The following is a 17038-nucleotide window of genomic DNA, read 5'->3' on the forward strand; positions in this document are numbered from 1 at the left end:
TTGGCTAGAGCTGTTCGATGTCGATGCTGTTGATGACAACGTCCTCGACGGGGCGGTCTCCCATGCCGGTGCGGACGGACTCGATCGCGTCCACTACCTTGCGGGATTCTTCATCCGTCACTTCGCCGAAGATGCTGTGCTTGCCGAACAGCCAATCGGTGTTCACGGTGGTGATGAAGAACTGTGACCCGTTGGTGCCCTTGCCCATCTGGATGCCGGCGTTGGCCATGGCAAGCTTGTAGGGAGCGTTGAAGGTCAGTTCCGGGTGGATTTCGTCGTCGAACTGGTAGCCGGGGCCACCTACGCCGCGTCCCAGGGGATCGCCGGCCTGAATCATGAAATCCTTGATGATCCGGTGGAAGATGGTGCCGTTGTAAAGGGGGGTGCCGGTCTTGTCTTCGCCGGTTTCCGGGTGGTTCCAGGACTTTTCGCCCGTGGCCAGGCCAACGAAGTTGGCCACCGTCTTGGGGGCGTGGTTGCCGAAGAGGTCAACCTTGATGTCGCCGAGGCTCGTGTGGATCGTTGCTTTTGCGGTTGCGATGGTCATGGCCCCATTCTTCCATGCAGGGTCAACGCCCCGTTGGGCTGTAAAGCCGGTTCCGCGCTCGGTGAAATCCTGGACGAACTCGGACAGATGAATAGCCGGTGTTCCTCAAGCGACGTAGGCTAGCAACAAACGAGCATGTGTATCGGGAGGTAGTTGTGAAGAAATCAGACCGTATTGCCCGCGAACTCGAACAATCAGTAACGGCAGGTGTGGATAACGCCCGCGACTGGGCTGCACCGCGCGTGGAAGCAGCCGTCAATTGGGCTGTTCCGCGTATCCAGCACGGCATTGATACCGCTTCCCCCAAGATTCAAGAGGGGCTGAAGTCCGCTGCGCACAACCTCGCCGACGGCGTTGCAGTTGTTACGCCGCGGATTCAGGATGGGTTGGCGCACCTCGCGCCGAAGATCCATGACGTAGTTGAAGACGCCACGCCCCGCATCCAGGAGACCCTCAACAGGGCCACACCGGCGCTTGGCATTGCCCGGGACAAAGTGGTGGATGAGTACCTCCCCAGGCTTTCCGAGCAGTTGGGACAGGCTTCGGTAGCCGTTCACCACGTCCTCGAGAATGCTCCGGCTCAGGTGGATGCCGTGGCGCAGAGGCTGGTTGATTCCGGCGTTGTGCACAGCGTCCAGGAGCAGGCCCAGGCAACTGGCAAGCAGATCAAGGCAGTGACAGATCAGGCCAGCAAGGCGGTTTCCACAGCGCTTGTGAAGGAACAACCGAAGCCCAAGAAGCGCGGATGGTTGATCGTCACGGTGATTGCTGCCGCCGCCGCTGCAGGTGTTGCCGCTTGGAAGGCCTCCAAGCCGGTTGAGGATCCGTGGAAGACGCCTTCCCCGGTCACACCGACGCCCGCTCCTGTTCCGGCTGCTTCCACCGCAGCTCCGGCGGAGGCTTCAGTGCCAGCTCCGGCAGCTGCAGTTTCCGAGCCCAAGGCCACGGACATCACCCCGGAAGAAGCCGCAGCTGAGGCTGAGCAGGCAACCAAGGACGCCTTCAAGAATGTTGAGGAGTCCACGGAGAAGGTTGCCACGGATGCCAAGACGGCCGTCAAGAACATTGCGGCCAGCCTGCACAAGGACACCGATGGCACGGACTCCGATGCCAAAGGTGCACAGAACCAAGCCTGACTTACGGCCTCGAACCGAGGCCTAAAGAGCCAGAAAATTGAAGGGATCCCGGCGACTGCCGGGATCCCTTCAGTGTTTGCCGGCTTGTAACCAAAGCCTCCCTCGGACCCTGGGCCCTGAGTGTTAGATTTGAGGTGATGTCAGCCGATAGACCCTTTGCGGGTGCCCTCCAGGATGCTCCGGAACCTCCCGGCGTATCCATCGTCATCCCGGCGTATAACGAGGAAAGCGTCATTCGCCAGTGCCTCATCGCGGCCATCTATCAGTCCGTTCCCGCCGAAGAAATCATTGTCGTGGATAATCTGTCCACGGACCGCACGTCAAGAATCGTGCGCCAGATGCAGCAGGAATATCCGGAGAGCCCCATCATCCTTATGCAGCAGGAAGCTGCACAGGGTCTGATCCCCACGCGTAACCACGGGCTGAACAACGCAACAGGGGACGTGGTGGGCCGCATCGACGCTGACTCCGTACTTGAACCTGATTGGGTGGAACAGGTCCAAAAGGCCTTCATGGACCCCTCGGTCGCGGCAGCCACGGGTCCGGTGGTTTACTACGACATGCCCATGCGCCGGTTCGGCCTTAAAGCGGACGATAAAATGCGCCAGCTCATGCTTCGCCTGGCCAAGCACCAGTATCACTTCCTCTTCGGCTCCAACATGGCCCTTCGCCGCTCGGCGTGGGAAACCATCCGTGATGAAGCGTGCCTGGACCCCAAAGATGAGATGCACGAGGACATCGATCTCTCCCTGCACCTGTTCGAGCACGACCTCAAAGTGCAGTATCTACCCCAAATGGTTTCCGGGATGTCTGCACGGCGCCTTGAGGACTCGCCCAGGGACTACCGCTACTACGTCCAGCGCTTCGATCGGACGTACAAGGCCCATAACGTCAAGAAGATGGCTTTGAAGGCACCTATGGTGGTGTTCTTCTCGGTCTACTTCCCGGCAAAATTGCTCCGTGCCATCCACACGGCCAACTCCGCACAAGGCGCCCGCCGCGGCGGTGTTTAAACCGCCCGACGCCGGCACTTTAGTCTGTGCCCAGTTCGGCTTCGCGTCGGTCAGTTTCGGGGCGGCCGCGACGTTGGCCGGTCACAACTACGGCCAGTCCTACAAGGATCAGTGCCAAACCTGCATAGGTTCCGGTGGGCAGGGTTTCGTTCAGGAAGATTGCTGCCAGGATGGCCGCACCTGGAATCTCCAGCAGGATGATCATGGACACCAGCAATGGGCTCATCGTGGCCAGCAGATGGTTGAACGCTGTGTGCCCTACCAACTGCGCACACACGGTGATGGCAACAATGCCAAGCCAACCACCGGCGTCGAACCCTGAGAGCGGCTGGGCAGTGAACAGAGCCAGCACGGCCACAATAGCCGCGCACATGCCGTAGCACAGCGTGGTGTACGTTCCTGTGCCCATCGACTGCCTCGCTTTGCCTCCGGCCAAGGTGTACAGGCCAGCCAAGGCGCCGCCCGCGAGGGCCAGAAGGTCACCCAGAAGAGCTTCCGGGGATGAACCCATGTCGAACCCGGTGATCGCCACAACGCCGCCGAAGGCTATGCCCAGCCCCACAAGGACGGGCCAACGGTGCCTTGTACCCCGGAACAACTGGAAGACGGCAATCCACCCGGACTGCAGGCATACCAAGGCAGTAGCCGCAGCCACCGACGTCAGCTGAAGGGCGGTGATGAAGCAGGCAAAGTGGAAGGCCAATGCCACTGCGGCCACAGCCGACCAGCCAAACTCACGCCGTGAGATCCGCCCGAACACTTTCGGTTCCCGAATGAGGACGGGGCCCGCCATAACCACCGCGCCGATCGCATTGCGCCAGAAGGCGATGGCCAACGCAGTCACCGAAGTAGCGCCGAGCGTACCTGCAATGAGCGGTCCGGAGGAGGCCACACCCAGAACGCCGAGTGCAGCAATGAGAAGGGTCACGGATCCACCCTAGTGTGGTGAAGGTTGCCTGGCTGACCAACAGCAGAGTCGTTCAAAAACCCGGATGACGGAATTGGCGCCGGTTTCGAATAACCCTTAAATGCAAAAGTCCCGGTCATTTCTGACCGGGACTTTTCTTATGGTGGAGGCACGGGGACTCGAACCCCGAACCCCCTGCTTGCAAAGCAGGTGCGCTACCAATTGCGCCATGCCCCCATAAGAAGCAACCCATCAATCATACCCCATGTCAGGACCGGTATTTACCAATCCCCACCGGGCTCCTCGGCTAGTCCACCGTGTCGGTCGACTTGCTCCAGACATCCTTCCGGGCTTCGGATTCCTGCGTCTTTTTATAGACCAGGACGCCTGCGACTGCAGCTGCTACAACTACCAGCAACTTCTTCACAAGCACCTCATTCCGGTTCAGTTTTACCTGAACCTCTTTGTGGTTCCGTGGGCGTACCAGGACTTGAACCTGGGACCTCTTCGTTATCAGCGAAGCGCTCTAACCGCCTGAGCTATACGCCCCGATGCCTCATCGGGCCGAGATATGACTGTACAGCACATCCCGGCCCGATCTCAAATCGAGGCATTTACCCGGAGATATTCCGCCAACTTCGGCCTATTTCCGGGATTTTTTACTAGTCGTCAGTCAGGGTGACGCCAACGCCACCAACCAACGTTGCGGAAATGTTATACAGCACGGCTGAAAGCATGGACAGTGCAGTCAGGAGGACCACGTTCACTACGGCAATGATGGTGGCGAAGGATGCTACCTGGCCAAGCGAAGCAATCTTCTTAAGTTCGAATCCACTGCCTTCGGAACCGGCCAAGGTGCCAAGAAGGCTGTCCACCTGGTCAAAGATGCCTGTGAGATCAAGCACAGTCCACAGGACAATGGCTGCAACCACTGTCACGATGCCCAAAGCAACGGACAACAGAAAGGCCATCTTCAGGACCGACCACGGGTCCACCTTGCTGACAAGGAGGCGTGCGCGGCGAACCTTGGCCTTCGGAGCCGGCTTCACAAGGCCGGGTCCGCCCTGGGCGGGACGCTGGGCGGCTGCACCGGCGGGACGCTGGCCGGGCTGGGCCGGCCGTTGTCCGGGCGCGCCAGCGGGTCGCTGACCGGCCTGGGCAGGCCGTTGTCCGGGCGCACCGGCAGGTCGCTGAGCGGGGTTGGTGCCGCTGGCGGGCCGTGCCCCCGTTGCCCCTGATCCTGCGGGCGCGGTTCCAGGGCGCTGCTGGGGACGTGCAGGCGTTCCCGACTGCGCGTTGCCTGAGGGCTGCCGGAGTCCGCCGGGGACACCTGTGCTCGGCTTGGGATATGAGTCGGAATTACTCACTCGTTACCTCCGGTGTTGTCTTCGTTCAGCTCCGCGCCCGTTTCGATTTCCGGGTCTGCGTCGTTTTCCGTATCGGCCGTCACGGTCGCCTCGGAGGCGCCGTCGTTTGCAGCCAACGTTACGTCATCCTCGAGTCCGTCCTCTGACTCTTCGCTTTCCAAGCCGCGTTCGCTGTTGCGTGCAACCTCGATGATGCGGTCATTCTTGTCCGGCTTCGCGAAGATGACACCCATGGTGTCGCGTCCCTTGGCGGGGACGCCGGTGACGGCCGAGCGGACAACCTTGCCGCCCTCCATGACCACCAGGACTTCGTCTTCTTCCTGCACAATCAAGGCACCAACGAGGTCACCACGGTCTTCAGCAAGCTTGGCTACCTTGATGCCAAGGCCACCACGGCCTTGCAACCGGTATTCGTCAACGGCGGTCCGCTTGGCGTATCCGCCCTCGGTCACAATGAACACGAACGAGCCGTCCTGGACCACGTCTGCCGCCAGAAGTTCGTCGTCTTCACGGAACTTCATACCCGTCACACCGGATGTGGCACGGCCCATGGGACGCAAAGCGTCATCGGTGGCCGTGAAGCGGATGGACTGGCCCTTCCGGGATACCAGGAGAAGGTCATCAGTTTCGCTGACCAATTGCGCCGAAACCAGCTCATCCTCATCGCGCAGGTTGATGGCAATGACGCCGGCCGTTCGGTTGGTGTCGTAATCCTCCAACCGGGTCTTCTTGACCAGACCGTTCTTCGTGGCAAGCACCAAGTACGGGGCCTGCTGGTAATCCCGCAGGTCCAGGACCTGGGCAATGTGCTCGTCCGGCTGGAATGCCAAAAGGTTGGCAACGTGCTGACCCTTGGCATCGCGTCCGGCTTCCGCCAGTTCGTAAGCCTTTGCACGGTACACGCGGCCGAGGTTGGTGAAGAACAGCAACCAGTGGTGGGTGGTGGTTACGAAGAAGTGCTCCACCACATCGTCGCCGCGTAGCTGTGCGCCCTTGATTCCTTTGCCGCCGCGCTGCTGCGAACGATAGTTATCACTCCGGGTGCGCTTCACATAGCCGCCGCGGGTAATCGTGACAACCATTTCCTCTTCGGGGATCAGGTCTTCCATGGACATATCGCCATCAAAGCCCATCAGGATATGCGTCCGGCGGTCGTCGCCGTGCTTGGCAACGATCTCGGCGAGTTCTTCACTGATGATCTGGCGCTGGCGTTCTTCCGAAGCCAGGATCGCGTTGTACTCCTGGATCATCGCCTCAAGCTCTGAGTGGCGGTCCTGGATCTTCTGGCGTTCCAAGGCAGCCAAACGGCGCAGCTGCATGTCCAAAATGGCGCGGGCCTGGAGTTCGTCGATCTCCAGGAGCTCCATGAGTCCTTCACGGGCCGCTTCCGTTGTGTTGGATGCGCGAATGAGGGCAATAACCTCATCCAGCATGTCCAAGGCCTTGAGGAGTGCACGCAGAATATGCGCTTCTTCCTCTGCTTTGCGGAGACGGTAGCGGGTCCTGCGCGCAATGACGTCCATCTGGTGCGCAACCCAGTGTCGGATAAAGGCGTCAAGGCTCAGGGTGCGCGGAACGCCGTCGACGATTGCCAGCATGTTCGCCGAGAAGTTGTCCTGCAGCTGAGTGTGCTTGTACAGGTTGTTCAAGACCACCTTGGCCACGGCGTCGCGCTTGAGCACGATCACCAGGCGCTGGCCCGTACGGCCGGACGTTTCATCGCGGAGGTCCGCAATGCCCGAGATCTTGCCGTCCTTGACCAGCTCGGCAATCTTGATGGCCAGGTTGTCAGGGTTGGCCTGGTACGGCAGCTCGGTTACTACCAGGCACGTACGGCCCTGGAGTTCCTCCACATTGACCACGGCACGCATGGTGATGGAGCCACGGCCGGTCCGGTAGGCGTCTTCGATTCCCTTGTGACCCAGGATGGTGGCACCCGTGGGGAAGTCAGGTCCCTTGATACGCAGCAACAGGGCCTCAAGAAGCTCTTCCCGCGTAGCAGTTGGGTTTTCCAGCGCCCACTGCACGCCTTCGGCAACTTCGCGAAGGTTGTGCGGCGGAATGTTGGTAGCCATACCGACGGCAATGCCCGAGGAGCCGTTGACCAGCAGGTTGGGGAAACGGGCCGGCAGGATGGTGGGTTCCTGGTTCTTGCCGTCGTAGTTGTCCTGGAAGTCGACGGTTTCCTCGTCGATGTCCCGGACCATTTCCATGGCCAGCTGAGCCATCTTGGTTTCGGTGTAACGCGGTGCAGCAGCGCCGTCATTTCCGGGTGAACCGAAGTTACCCTGGCCCAACGCCAGCGGGTAGCGCATGGTCCAGTCCTGGATCAGGCGGACCAGGGCGTCGTAGATCGCCATGTCGCCGTGCGGGTGGTAAGTGCCCATGACGTCGCCAACAACGCGTGCGCACTTGTTGAAAGAGCGGTCGGGGCGGTAGCCGCCGTCGAACATTGCGTACAGAACACGGCGGTGCACCGGCTTGAGTCCGTCGCGGACGTCCGGCAGGGCACGGCCGACAATGACCGCCATGGCGTAGTCCAGGTAGGACCGCTGCATTTCAGTCTGCAGGTCCACCTGCTCCACGCGATCGGTCAGCACATCGCCCTCAAGGATGACGTCATCGGCAGTGGGTTCCGCCGGGACTTCGGGAGTTTCGTCACTCATAATCTAAGGTTTCCGTTTCAGGTATATGTCGGTTCTGGAATATTCAGTTGCCCTGAAGGGCCCCTAGATATCGAGGAACCTGACGTCCTTGGCGTTCTGCTGAATGAAGTTACGGCGTGATTCAACATCCTCGCCCATGAGGACGGAGAAGGTCTGGTCAGCAGCCAGTGCGTCATCCATGGTGACCTGCAACAGCGTGCGACGATCCGGGTCCATGGTGGTGTCCCACAACTCGGTGTAGTCCATCTCGCCCAGACCCTTGTAACGCTGGATGCCATTGTCCTTGGGCAGACGCTTGTTCATGGAAGCACCCTTACGGATGGTTTCATCGCGTTCGCGGTCGCTGTAAACGTAATCGTGGGCAGCGTTGGACCACTTGATCCTGTACAGCGGGGGCTGGGCCAGGTACACGTAGCCGTTCTCAATCAACGGGCGCATGTAACGGAACAACAGCGTCATCAACAGCGTGGTGATGTGCTGGCCATCGACGTCAGCATCTGCCATCAGGACGATCTTGTGATAGCGAAGCTTGCTGATATCGAAGTCCTCGCCGATGCCTGTGCCGAAAGCGGTGATCATGGACTGGACTTCGGCGTTACCCAGTGCCTTGTCCAGGCGGGCGCGCTCAACGTTCAGGATCTTGCCTCGCAGCGGAAGGATGGCCTGGGTCTCCGGATTGCGGCCACGCTTGGCCGAGCCACCGGCTGAGTCACCCTCCACAAGATAGACCTCGCAGCGCGAAGGATCCTTGGAGGAGCAGTCAGACAACTTACCCGGCATGCCGAACGACTCCAGCGGACTCTTTCGGCGCGCGTTATCGCGGGCCTTACGTGCGGCCATGCGGGCTTGGGCAGCCGAAATGGCCTTGCGGATGACGTCGCGGGCCGGGCCGGGGTTCCGTTCCAGCCAGTCACCCAACTGATCCGTAACAACGCGCTGGACAAAGCCCTTGACCTCGGAGTTCCCAAGCTTGGTCTTGGTCTGGCCTTCAAACTGCGGCTCGGCGAGCTTCACCGAAATAACAGCGGTCAAGCCTTCACGGATGTCATCACCGGTGAGGTTGTCTTCCTTTTCCTTGATGATGCTCTTCTCGCGCGCATAGCGGTTGATCAGAGAAGTCATCGCGGCACGGAAGCCCTCTTCGTGCGTTCCGCCCTCGTGGGTGTTGATGGTGTTCGCGTAGGTATGGACACTTTCCGAGTAAGCGGTGGTCCACTGCATGGCGACTTCGACGGCGATGTGCCGCTCGGTGTCTTCGGTTTCGAAAGCGATGACGTCCTCGTGGACGATTTCAACCTTCTTGTTCGAGTTCAGGTGCTTAACGTAGTCCAGCAGGCCGTCCGGGTACTGGTACACCACGGTGCGGTGCTCAGCAGCCACCTCGCCTTCGGTTTCCACGGCATCGAGATCAAGATCGTCATCGCCGCCTCGGTTCACCGGGCGCTCATCCGTCAGGGTGATGCGCAGGCCCTTGTTGAGGAAGGCCATCTGCTGGAAACGTGCACGCAGGGTTTCGAAATCGAACTCGGTGGACTCGAAGATGGTGCCGTCCGGGTAGAACGTCTGGGACGTTCCAGTGACATCGGTGGCCTCGCCCTTGACGAGTTCGCCCTGCGGCTTGCCGCCGTCGGCGAAGGTCATGCGCCAGACGTGGCCCTGGCGGCGGACTTCCGTGTCCACCCGGCGCGACAAGGCGTTCACAACGGAAATACCCACACCATGAAGGCCACCGGATACTGCGTATCCGCCGCCGCCGAACTTGCCGCCGGCGTGCAGGATGGTCATGACCACTTCAACCGTCGGCTTGCCCTCGGTGGGGTGGATATCCACGGGGATACCGCGGCCGTCATCCACCACGCGGACCCCGCCGTCAGCACGCAGAGTCACCTCAATGTGGCTGCAGTAACCAGCCAAAGCCTCATCAACAGAGTTATCCACCACTTCATAAACCAAGTGGTGCAGGCCGCGGGGACCGGTTGAGCCGATGTACATGCCGGGGCGTTTGCGTACGGCTTCGAGGCCCTCCAGCACGGTAATGTCGCTGGCACCGTACTCCCTGGGCGCCTCCGCGGGCGTGTCAGGCTTGGGAACAGTCTCCTCTTCGGGCTCTACTGCCAAGGTCTCTGCATTGTCGTTAGCCACAGGCGCTTTCGACTCCTCTGTACTCGATGTCGGCCGTTCCCGGAGTTACCCACGGCGAACCGCGGCCGCCAACGGGCACGTGACTGATTGCGCCGACTACTCCGACAACCGGGGTCCTCGCTGCCACAGGAGTGGATTCAAGACCCGATGACGTTTCACCGGCGCTCAGTGATCTACACCAATTCTATCGTGGAAAGCCGCAAATCCTTGCAAATGCAGGGGCAGCCGACAGCTGAATATGGCCATGGGAGACCACTGGCCCTATCTTCAATGGCCCTACGGTGGTCCCGACGGGGGCCTATACGACTCGGGGGCGTTGAAACGTCCTGCACGCCGTTTAGCCGTACGTGTCCCGCGGTCCCCGACCGTTGACGCTGCGTCCGCCTTTTCGCCAACTTGGAGCCGAAGGTCCCAGCACCTGAATGCTGGTAACCACACCTTCGCCCAACTCGTTCCGGAACATTTCCAAAAGACTCGTGCTCAGCAACCGCAGCTGTGTGGCCCAGGCCGTGGAGTCACAACGAACATGAAGCGTGGTGTCTGTGAAGCTCTCCGGCGTGCAGTGAGCTGAAATGTCCGGACCCACCAGCGTCTCCCATTCGGCCATGACAGAACCAACGGCCACCGGTGATGTCCAGCCGCGCTCGGCCACCAAGCGGCCCACCACTTTTCCCAAACCCAAAGGATCCCTGCCGCTACCGTGGAATTGAGTGAAGCCCCTGGTGTCCCGAAGCCCCTTGCGCTTTGGGGCAGAGCCGGGTCTCGGCGCGCGCTGCCGCACTTCCCCCCGGGCAGCCGCAGCCTCACGCATGCGGTTCAGCGCAGCTTGCGCAGCGTCAATTTCGTCCGGTTCGCGGCCGGGTTGAAGTCCCTCGCGGCTATCCTTCGCCATCGATGCCTCCCGGAACAACGGTTACGCGCCGTCCGGCCAGCTCCTCGGGGATATCGGCATCGACGGCGGCGGTCACCAGCACTTGCTCCGCACCGGCGACTATTGCAGCCAGTTTACGCCGCCGTTGGACGTCCAGTTCAGCGAAAACATCGTCCAGGATGAGGATCGGAGCGGTGCCACCGGTCCGGGCGTCATCCAGCATCACGTAGTAGGAAGCCAATCGCAGCGAGAGGCACATGGACCAGGTTTCACCATGGGATGCGTAGCCCTTTGCCGGCGCCTGCCCCAGCACGAGTTCCAGTTCATCGCGATGCGGACCCACCAGCGAGATGCCTCGTTCAAGCTCTTTCTTCCTCGACGCCGCGAAGGCCTGGATATAGCGCTCGGTGAGTTCTTCAATGGACAGCAGCCGGAGGTCATCCACCGACGCCGAAGGTTCCGTTCCATGGTCGGCCGGCCCGCCGTCGTCGTCAAGTACGCCTTGAATGGTTGAACGGTACACGGCGCCGGCGTCCTTGGAACCGTCGGTGAGCTGCGCGTAAGCGCTGTTCAGGTGGGGACGTAGCCGTTCCACAAGTTCAAGGCGGGCATGGAGCAGTTCTGCGCCGGCACGGGCCATGTGCTGATCCCAGACATCAAGGGTTGCCTCATGTCCGGCGGTGAATTTGCCGGCGCGGGCAGACTTGAGCAAGGCGTTGCGTTGCTTCAGAACGCGGTCATAGTCGCTGCGGGTGGCAGCATGACGCGGAACGAGGCTCACCAGCAGTTCGTCCAGGAAACGGCGGCGGTTCGAAGGATCGCCCTTGACCAATGCCAGGTCTTCGGGTGCGAACAGGACGGTTTGGCAGATGCCCAGGATGTCCCTGGCCCGGACCGGGTTGCTGCGGTTGATACGTCCCCGGTTTGCCCGTCCGGAATTGATCTCAAGCTCGATGACCGTTGACTGCTCTCCACGGACCAGCCTGGCCCGGATCATCGCGCGATCCGTGCCGAATCGAAGCAGTGGAGCGTCGGTGCTGACCCGGTGGGAACTCAGGGTGGCCAAATACCCGATTGCCTCCATGAGGTTGGTCTTGCCGATTCCGTTGGAACCCACCAAGACCGTCACACCGGGACCGAGCTTCAGGTCCACCTGTGCGTAGCTTCGGAAATCCGTCAGCGAAAGATGTTCGAGATACACGCCGTTTGCAGGACTCCTGCGGCCTAGTTGGCCGGACGGGTGGCGTGTCCGCCGAATTGATGGCGCAACGCCGAAACCATCTTCATGGCCGGAGAATTGTCCTCACGGGAAGCAAAGCGGGCAAAGAGCGCAGCAGTGATTGCAGGAGCGGGCACCGCGTTGGCGATTGCTTCTTCCACGGTCCAACGGCCTTCGCCGGAATCTTCAACATAGTCGTCGATCGACGCCAAGCCCGGATCTTCGTCCAATGCCTTGACCATGAGATCCAAAAGCCAGGACCGGACCACCGTGCCCTTCTGCCATGCACGGAAAGTTCCCGGAAGGTCCGTCACGATGTCCTTCGCGGCGAGCAGTTCGTACCCTTCGGCGTATGCCTGCATCAGGCCGTACTCAATGCCGTTGTGAACCATCTTGGCGTAATGGCCGGCGCCTACTCCGCCTACATGGACGAAGCTGTCTGCCCGTTCACCTTCAGGACGGAGAGCGTCGAAGACGGGCATGGCGAGTTCAATGTCTTCCTCGCTACCGCCAGCCATGAGGCCGTAACCGTTTTGGAGGCCCCACACCCCGCCGGATACACCGCAATCCGCGAAGCGGATGCTCTTCTCGGCAAGTGCTGCAGCGTGTTTCTGGTCTTCCGTAAAACGGGAGTTACCGCCGTCGATTACCAGGTCACCCGGGCTGAGTTTTTCGCCAAGTTCAGTCACCACCGCATCAGTGATGGCACCGGATGGAACCATCACCCACACCAGCCGTGGAGTGGGCAGCGCCGCGATGAGTTCGTCCACGGACGCTACGTCGGTGACATCAGGGTTGCGGTCAAAGCCCGTGACCTCAATGCCGCCGTTCCGCATGCGTTCGCGCATGTTGAAACCCATTTTTCCGAGGCCGATCAGTCCGATGTGCACGGTGTGAACTCTTTTCTGCGAAGGTGGCGGGTATCGGTAAAGGTCCGGGCCCAACTGGCTCGCATCCGTGGTTGTTCCAAAGCCTCAGAACAACCCAGTTGCCCGCTAGTTGGGAAGGCGGACCGGCATCACGAGGTAGCGGTAGTCGTCCTGGTCTTCGCCATCCGCTTCGGCCTGAGCGGTGATCATGGCGGGCTTCGGAGCGGTGGTGAAGGAGAAGCGAACGTATTTGGTTTCGATTACGCTCAACCCCTCAACGAGGTAGTGCGGGTTGAAGGCGACTGTGATGTCCTCACCGGAAAGCTGTGCTTCCAACTCTTCGGAAGCCTGGGCGTCTTCACCCGTACCGGCGTCGAGATTCAGCAGGCCCTGGGTGAAGGCGAGACGAACGGGAGTGTTCCGTTCAGCGACGAGCGAGACACGGCGAACGGCTTCCACGAGTTCTTGCGTCTGAACTGTGGCGTGGATCGGAGTGGAATCCGGGAAGAGCGAGCGGATTTTGGGGTAATCTCCGTCAACCAGCAGCGACGTGGTGGTTCGCCCGCCGCTTTCGAAACCAATAAGCCGGCTGTCGTCATCGGCAAGGGCGAGATTGATGTCTCCACTGCCACCAAGAGTCTTGGCGACTTCGTTCAGGGTCTTGGACTTGACCAAAGCGCTGGTGGAAATACCAGGAGTGACGGGCTTCCACGGGACCTCGCGCATAGCCAGGCGGTAGCGGTCGGTAGCGAGGAGCGTGATGAGGTCATCCTCGATCTCCATGCGGACGCCCGTAAGGATCGGCAAGGTGTCATCCTTGCTGGCCGCGATGATTACCTGGGATACGGCTTGGGCGAAGGAGTCACCGGGCAAGGTTCCACTGATGGCAGGCAATGCGGGCAATGCCGGGTACTCGGACTCGGGCATGGTGGCCAGGTGAAAGCTGCTTCGACGGCAAGTGAGTGTCACTTTGCTGCCATCGGTCTCAACTTCCACGGGAGCTGAGGGAAGGCTGCGGCAAATGTCAGCCAGCAGACGCCCGGACACCAGGATGGTACCTTCCACGGCAATATCTGCGGGTATTTCCAATCGGGCCGAGGTCTCGTAGTCGAAGCTCGAGAGGCTAACGGTTCCTGCCTCGGCTTTGAGGAGGAGTCCGGAAAGCACTGGAACAGGCGGCCGCGGAGACAACGACCGCGCGGTCCACGTAACGGCTTCTGCCAGGACGTCGCGGTCGACTCTGAACTTCACGGAGGGGTGCCGCCTTTCATTGCTGCTGCCATGTAGTAGCTGCGGATTCCTGTGTGGAAGCCGCTAAATCTTCGCAGTCCGGCACCGGAACCTGCATGGTCCGCGCTTGGCGAACTACAAACAGACCCAAGGATGGGAGCGCTGCTGACAGCTTAGCCGGAAGATCCGCGATTAACCCATCCCCATCGAGCCGGACCCTTCGTATGTGGACAGCCGCAGGCGGCCTTGGCCTGGCCAGTGGTCTGTCATTTGAGGGTGGGGATGGGCGGCAGAACGAGATTGTTATTTGAGGGATTTCAATTTTTTGGGATTCGTAGTGTTAATAACTGCTGTGGAAACTGTGGATAACTCGATCTCAGCCCGCAGTTCCGCGGTTAAGCCCTGTTTACGGATTGTGCGTTAACTGGGTTTTAAACAGGGTGTGGATGGGGACAACTCCCAGAGCCGTTTTCGATGATCCACAGATGGCTTAAGGGTTTTAAGCCCATTAACCATGCTTGTCCCCTTAACTATCCACAGGCTTATCCACATGCACCTGTTAATAAGGTATGTAGTGGCGGGTGCACTGTGGATTTCAGGAGTCGCGCTGCTGTTGTTTGATCCGGTTGGTGAGCTCGGTGACCTGGTTGTAAATCACACGGCGCTCCGCCATCAGCTCGCGGATCTTCCGGTCTGCGTGGATGACCGTGGTGTGATCGCGGCCGCCGAGCTCCTGGCCGATCTTCGGCAGTGACATGTCCGTCAGCTCCCGGCACAAGTACATGGCGATCTGCCGGGCTGTCACCAGGGTCCGTGTACGGGACTTGCTGCAGAGCTCCTCCATGCTGAGCTTGAAGTAGTCGGCCGTCTGGTCCAGGATCTGCTTCGCCGTGATTTCCTGGGCACCGTCATCGGTGATCAGGTCCTTCAGAACCATTTCAGCCAAGGCCACGTCCACCGGTTGGCGGTTGAGGCTGGCGAATGCTGTGACGCGGATCAGGGCGCCTTCAAGTTCCCGGATGTTGCTGGAGATCTTTGAAGCGATGTACTCCAGCGCATCATCAGGTGCGGAGAGTCCCTCACTGAGGCCCTTCTTGCGAAGGATCGCGATCCGGGTCTCGAGTTCCGGCGGCTGGATGTCCGTCAGGAGGCCCCACTCGAAGCGCGACGTCATGCGGTCCTCGAAGCCGGCCAGCATTTTCGGGGGCTGATCAGAGGTGATGACAACCTGCTTGTTGGCGTTGTGCAGGGCGTTGAACGTGTGGAAAAACTCTTCCTGGGTCCGATCCTTGCCGGCCAGGAACTGAATGTCATCGATCAGGAGTACATCCACGTTGCGGTACGTGGTCTTGAAGCTGGTGCCTTCGTCGTCACGAATGGAGTTGATGAAGTCATTGGTGAACTCCTCTGAGTTCACGTAGCGGACCCGGATGCCGCTGTAAAGCCGGCGGGCGTAGTGTCCGATCGCGTGCAGCAGGTGAGTCTTGCCCAGGCCCGAGTCACCGTAGATGAACAAAGGGTTGTAGGCCTTCGCGGGTGCTTCCGCCACAGCCACCGCGGCTGCATGCGCGAAGCGGTTGGAGGAACCGATCACGAAGGTATCGAAGATGTACTTCGGATTCAGGCGCCCGAATTCATGGGAAGTGCTGGGGGGTGTGGGCTGCGGCTTCGGTTCTGCAAAGTCAGAAACAGCAGAAAGCTCGACGACGGGTTCCGGCTCTGCGTGGACGGGAACCAGATCGGTGTCCACGTCGATCGCGCAACGGATGTCGTCAGAGAAAACGTTGCGAAGGGCGTCGTCCAACGCATCTTTGACCTGCGTCTGGAGGACTTCCCGGGTGAGTTCATTGGGAACCGCTACCAGCAAGGTTGAACCGATAAGGCCCTGTGCTTGGGCGAGGATGACGAAACCGCGCTGACGGGGTGAGACCCGGTCGTCCTGCTCCATAAGGCTCAGCACCCTGCGCCAGGAACTTCCGACAGTGTTGGCGTGGTTGGCTTCGTCTACTGTCATCAATCAGTTCCTAAATACTTGCTTGCCGGCGTTGCTGGCAGCCGAAGTCTCTCCGGCGGCGTTGTTCTGGGCGATAATCCACAGAGTTATACACAGCGGGTGGACATTGGGCTACTGAGCCACTCTAGGGGATGAAATCGCTAGAAGATAGCTGGGAAGTTGCCTGTGGATAATTACACCGTTGTGGTTCGCAAAAGCAGGCTGTGAGCCACTTCATCCACAGGCTGTCAACATGAGTTGGGCACAGCTGTGGATAGCCTTGCGGCAGGCTCCCGGTTTGACTGTGGGTGCCTTTTTGCCCTAACGTTGTGAAGTCCTTTGTGTCCGCTTTTGAGATCAGTTGTAACCCCGTACGTTCTCCGTACGGAAGGCAACGGCGGCAGGCACATACAAAACTTAGCGTCGGCCAGTTCTTCCCCTTTTTTGATCGGGTGGGCGCACCTTTGATCCACTGGAGTAACTAACGTGAGCAAGCGGACTTTTCAGCCGAATAACCGCCGTCGGGCCAAGAAGCACGGCTTCCGCCTTCGTATGCGCACCCGTGCCGGCCGCGCCATCCTGGCTGCCCGTCGCGGCAAGGGCCGCGTCGAACTGTCGGCGTAAATAACTGACTTGTCGGTCAGGGTCTTTTTGCGGGTTCGACGGTGCTAGCCACCCCTAACCGTCTGCGGACGTCTACCGACTTTTCAACAACTGTACGTTCCGGCGTCCGCAATGGACGCCGGAACTTAGTGTTATATACGGCCTCTATTGGGGCCGGGGAGCCGAGTCGAATCGGTTTCATTGTCTCCAAAGCCGTCGGGAACGCCGTGACCAGGAACCTCGTTAAGAGGAGACTGAGAGAAGCAGGCGCCCTGTCCTTGCATACGCATGGAACGGGTCTGGCGGTAGTAGTCCGGGCGCTGCCCGCAGCTGCAACGGCCAGCTGGGAGCAGCTGCTCTCGGACTACAACGCCGCACTGGCAGTGACGACGAAGCGATTGGGTGGCTCGGATCCACGCAAAGCTTCGACTGAACACATCGGCACCACTACGGAAGGGACACCGCGTGCATGACA

15 protein-coding genes and 2 tRNA genes are annotated in these 17038 nt (G+C 60.2%); 4 read left to right on the forward strand and 13 right to left on the reverse strand.

The window, feature by feature from the left end:
- Window positions 1-4: 4 nt before the first annotated feature.
- Window positions 5-547, reverse strand: a complete 543-nt coding sequence (locus BACI9J_RS21675) for a peptidylprolyl isomerase (protein WP_011772794.1) — start codon at window positions 545-547, stop codon at window positions 5-7.
- A gap of 155 nt (window positions 548-702) precedes the next feature.
- Here BACI9J_RS21675 and BACI9J_RS21680 point away from each other — a divergent pair, with 155 nt between their 5' ends.
- Both BACI9J_RS21680 and BACI9J_RS21685 read left to right on the forward strand, forming a co-directional pair.
- Window positions 703-1683 carry a hypothetical protein gene (locus BACI9J_RS21680; protein ID WP_159736190.1) on the forward strand — a complete coding sequence of 327 codons (981 nt, stop codon included), beginning with the start codon at window positions 703-705 and terminating at the stop codon, window positions 1681-1683.
- Window positions 1684-1820: 137 nt separating this feature from the next.
- Window positions 1821-2696, forward strand: a complete 876-nt coding sequence (locus BACI9J_RS21685; protein WP_159736191.1) for a glycosyltransferase — start codon at window positions 1821-1823, stop codon at window positions 2694-2696.
- 19 nt (window positions 2697-2715) lie between these two features.
- Here BACI9J_RS21685 and BACI9J_RS21690 read toward each other — a convergent pair whose 3' ends face one another.
- The 12 genes from BACI9J_RS21690 to dnaA form a co-directional block, all read right to left on the reverse strand.
- Window positions 2716-3624 carry a DMT family transporter gene (locus tag BACI9J_RS21690; RefSeq protein WP_159736192.1) on the reverse strand — a complete coding sequence of 303 codons (909 nt, stop codon included), beginning with the start codon at window positions 3622-3624 and terminating at the stop codon, window positions 2716-2718.
- 140 nt (window positions 3625-3764) lie between these two features.
- Window positions 3765-3840 (reverse strand) — tRNA-Ala (locus BACI9J_RS21695).
- A gap of 70 nt (window positions 3841-3910) precedes the next feature.
- On the reverse strand, window positions 3911-4030 hold the full coding sequence (locus BACI9J_RS24510) for a DLW-39 family protein (RefSeq protein ID WP_209756626.1): 120 nt from the start codon (window positions 4028-4030) through the stop codon (window positions 3911-3913).
- Between the two features lie 48 nt (window positions 4031-4078).
- Window positions 4079-4152, reverse strand: a tRNA-Ile gene (locus BACI9J_RS21700).
- Window positions 4153-4265: 113 nt separating this feature from the next.
- Entirely contained in the window at window positions 4266-4970 is a 705-nt protein-coding gene (locus BACI9J_RS21705; RefSeq protein ID WP_159736193.1) for a DUF3566 domain-containing protein, read from the reverse strand.
- Window positions 4967-7636, reverse strand: coding sequence for a DNA gyrase subunit A (gyrA, locus tag BACI9J_RS21710; RefSeq protein WP_159736194.1), 2670 nt, complete (start codon window positions 7634-7636; stop codon window positions 4967-4969). Before gyrA ends, BACI9J_RS21705 begins: the two co-directional genes overlap by 4 nt.
- A gap of 63 nt (window positions 7637-7699) precedes the next feature.
- Complete coding sequence (gene gyrB, locus BACI9J_RS21715; RefSeq protein ID WP_159736195.1) at window positions 7700-9778, reverse strand: DNA topoisomerase (ATP-hydrolyzing) subunit B; 2079 nt, start codon at window positions 9776-9778, stop codon at window positions 7700-7702.
- Between the two features lie 337 nt (window positions 9779-10115).
- Window positions 10116-10670, reverse strand: coding sequence for a DUF721 domain-containing protein (locus tag BACI9J_RS21720; RefSeq protein WP_159736196.1), 555 nt, complete (start codon window positions 10668-10670; stop codon window positions 10116-10118).
- Window positions 10657-11850 (reverse strand): DNA replication/repair protein RecF, encoded by a 1194-nt coding sequence (recF, locus tag BACI9J_RS21725; protein WP_159736197.1) that lies wholly within the window; start codon window positions 11848-11850, stop codon window positions 10657-10659. Before recF ends, BACI9J_RS21720 begins: the two co-directional genes overlap by 14 nt.
- 23 nt (window positions 11851-11873) lie before the next feature.
- A complete protein-coding gene (gnd, locus tag BACI9J_RS21730; RefSeq protein ID WP_236558809.1) occupies window positions 11874-12758 on the reverse strand; it encodes a phosphogluconate dehydrogenase (NAD(+)-dependent, decarboxylating) in 885 nt (294 codons plus the stop codon).
- A 105-nt stretch (window positions 12759-12863) separates the two neighbouring features.
- Entirely contained in the window at window positions 12864-13988 is a 1125-nt protein-coding gene (gene dnaN / locus BACI9J_RS21735) for a DNA polymerase III subunit beta (protein ID WP_159736199.1), read from the reverse strand.
- A 574-nt stretch (window positions 13989-14562) separates the two neighbouring features.
- A complete protein-coding gene (gene dnaA, locus BACI9J_RS21740; protein WP_024818846.1) occupies window positions 14563-15981 on the reverse strand; it encodes a chromosomal replication initiator protein DnaA in 1419 nt (472 codons plus the stop codon).
- A 465-nt stretch (window positions 15982-16446) separates the two neighbouring features.
- Between dnaA and rpmH the strand changes: the two genes are divergently transcribed.
- Window positions 16447-16584 carry a 50S ribosomal protein L34 gene (rpmH, locus tag BACI9J_RS21745; protein WP_011776797.1) on the forward strand — a complete coding sequence of 46 codons (138 nt, stop codon included), beginning with the start codon at window positions 16447-16449 and terminating at the stop codon, window positions 16582-16584.
- Window positions 16585-16625: 41 nt separating this feature from the next.
- Entirely contained in the window at window positions 16626-17036 is a 411-nt protein-coding gene (gene rnpA / locus BACI9J_RS21750; protein ID WP_159736200.1) for a ribonuclease P protein component, read from the forward strand.
- Window positions 17037-17038 lie beyond the last annotated feature (2 nt).

The organism is Arthrobacter sp. 9V (genome assembly GCF_902506065.1).
Lineage (GTDB): Bacteria > Actinomycetota > Actinomycetes > Actinomycetales > Micrococcaceae > Arthrobacter.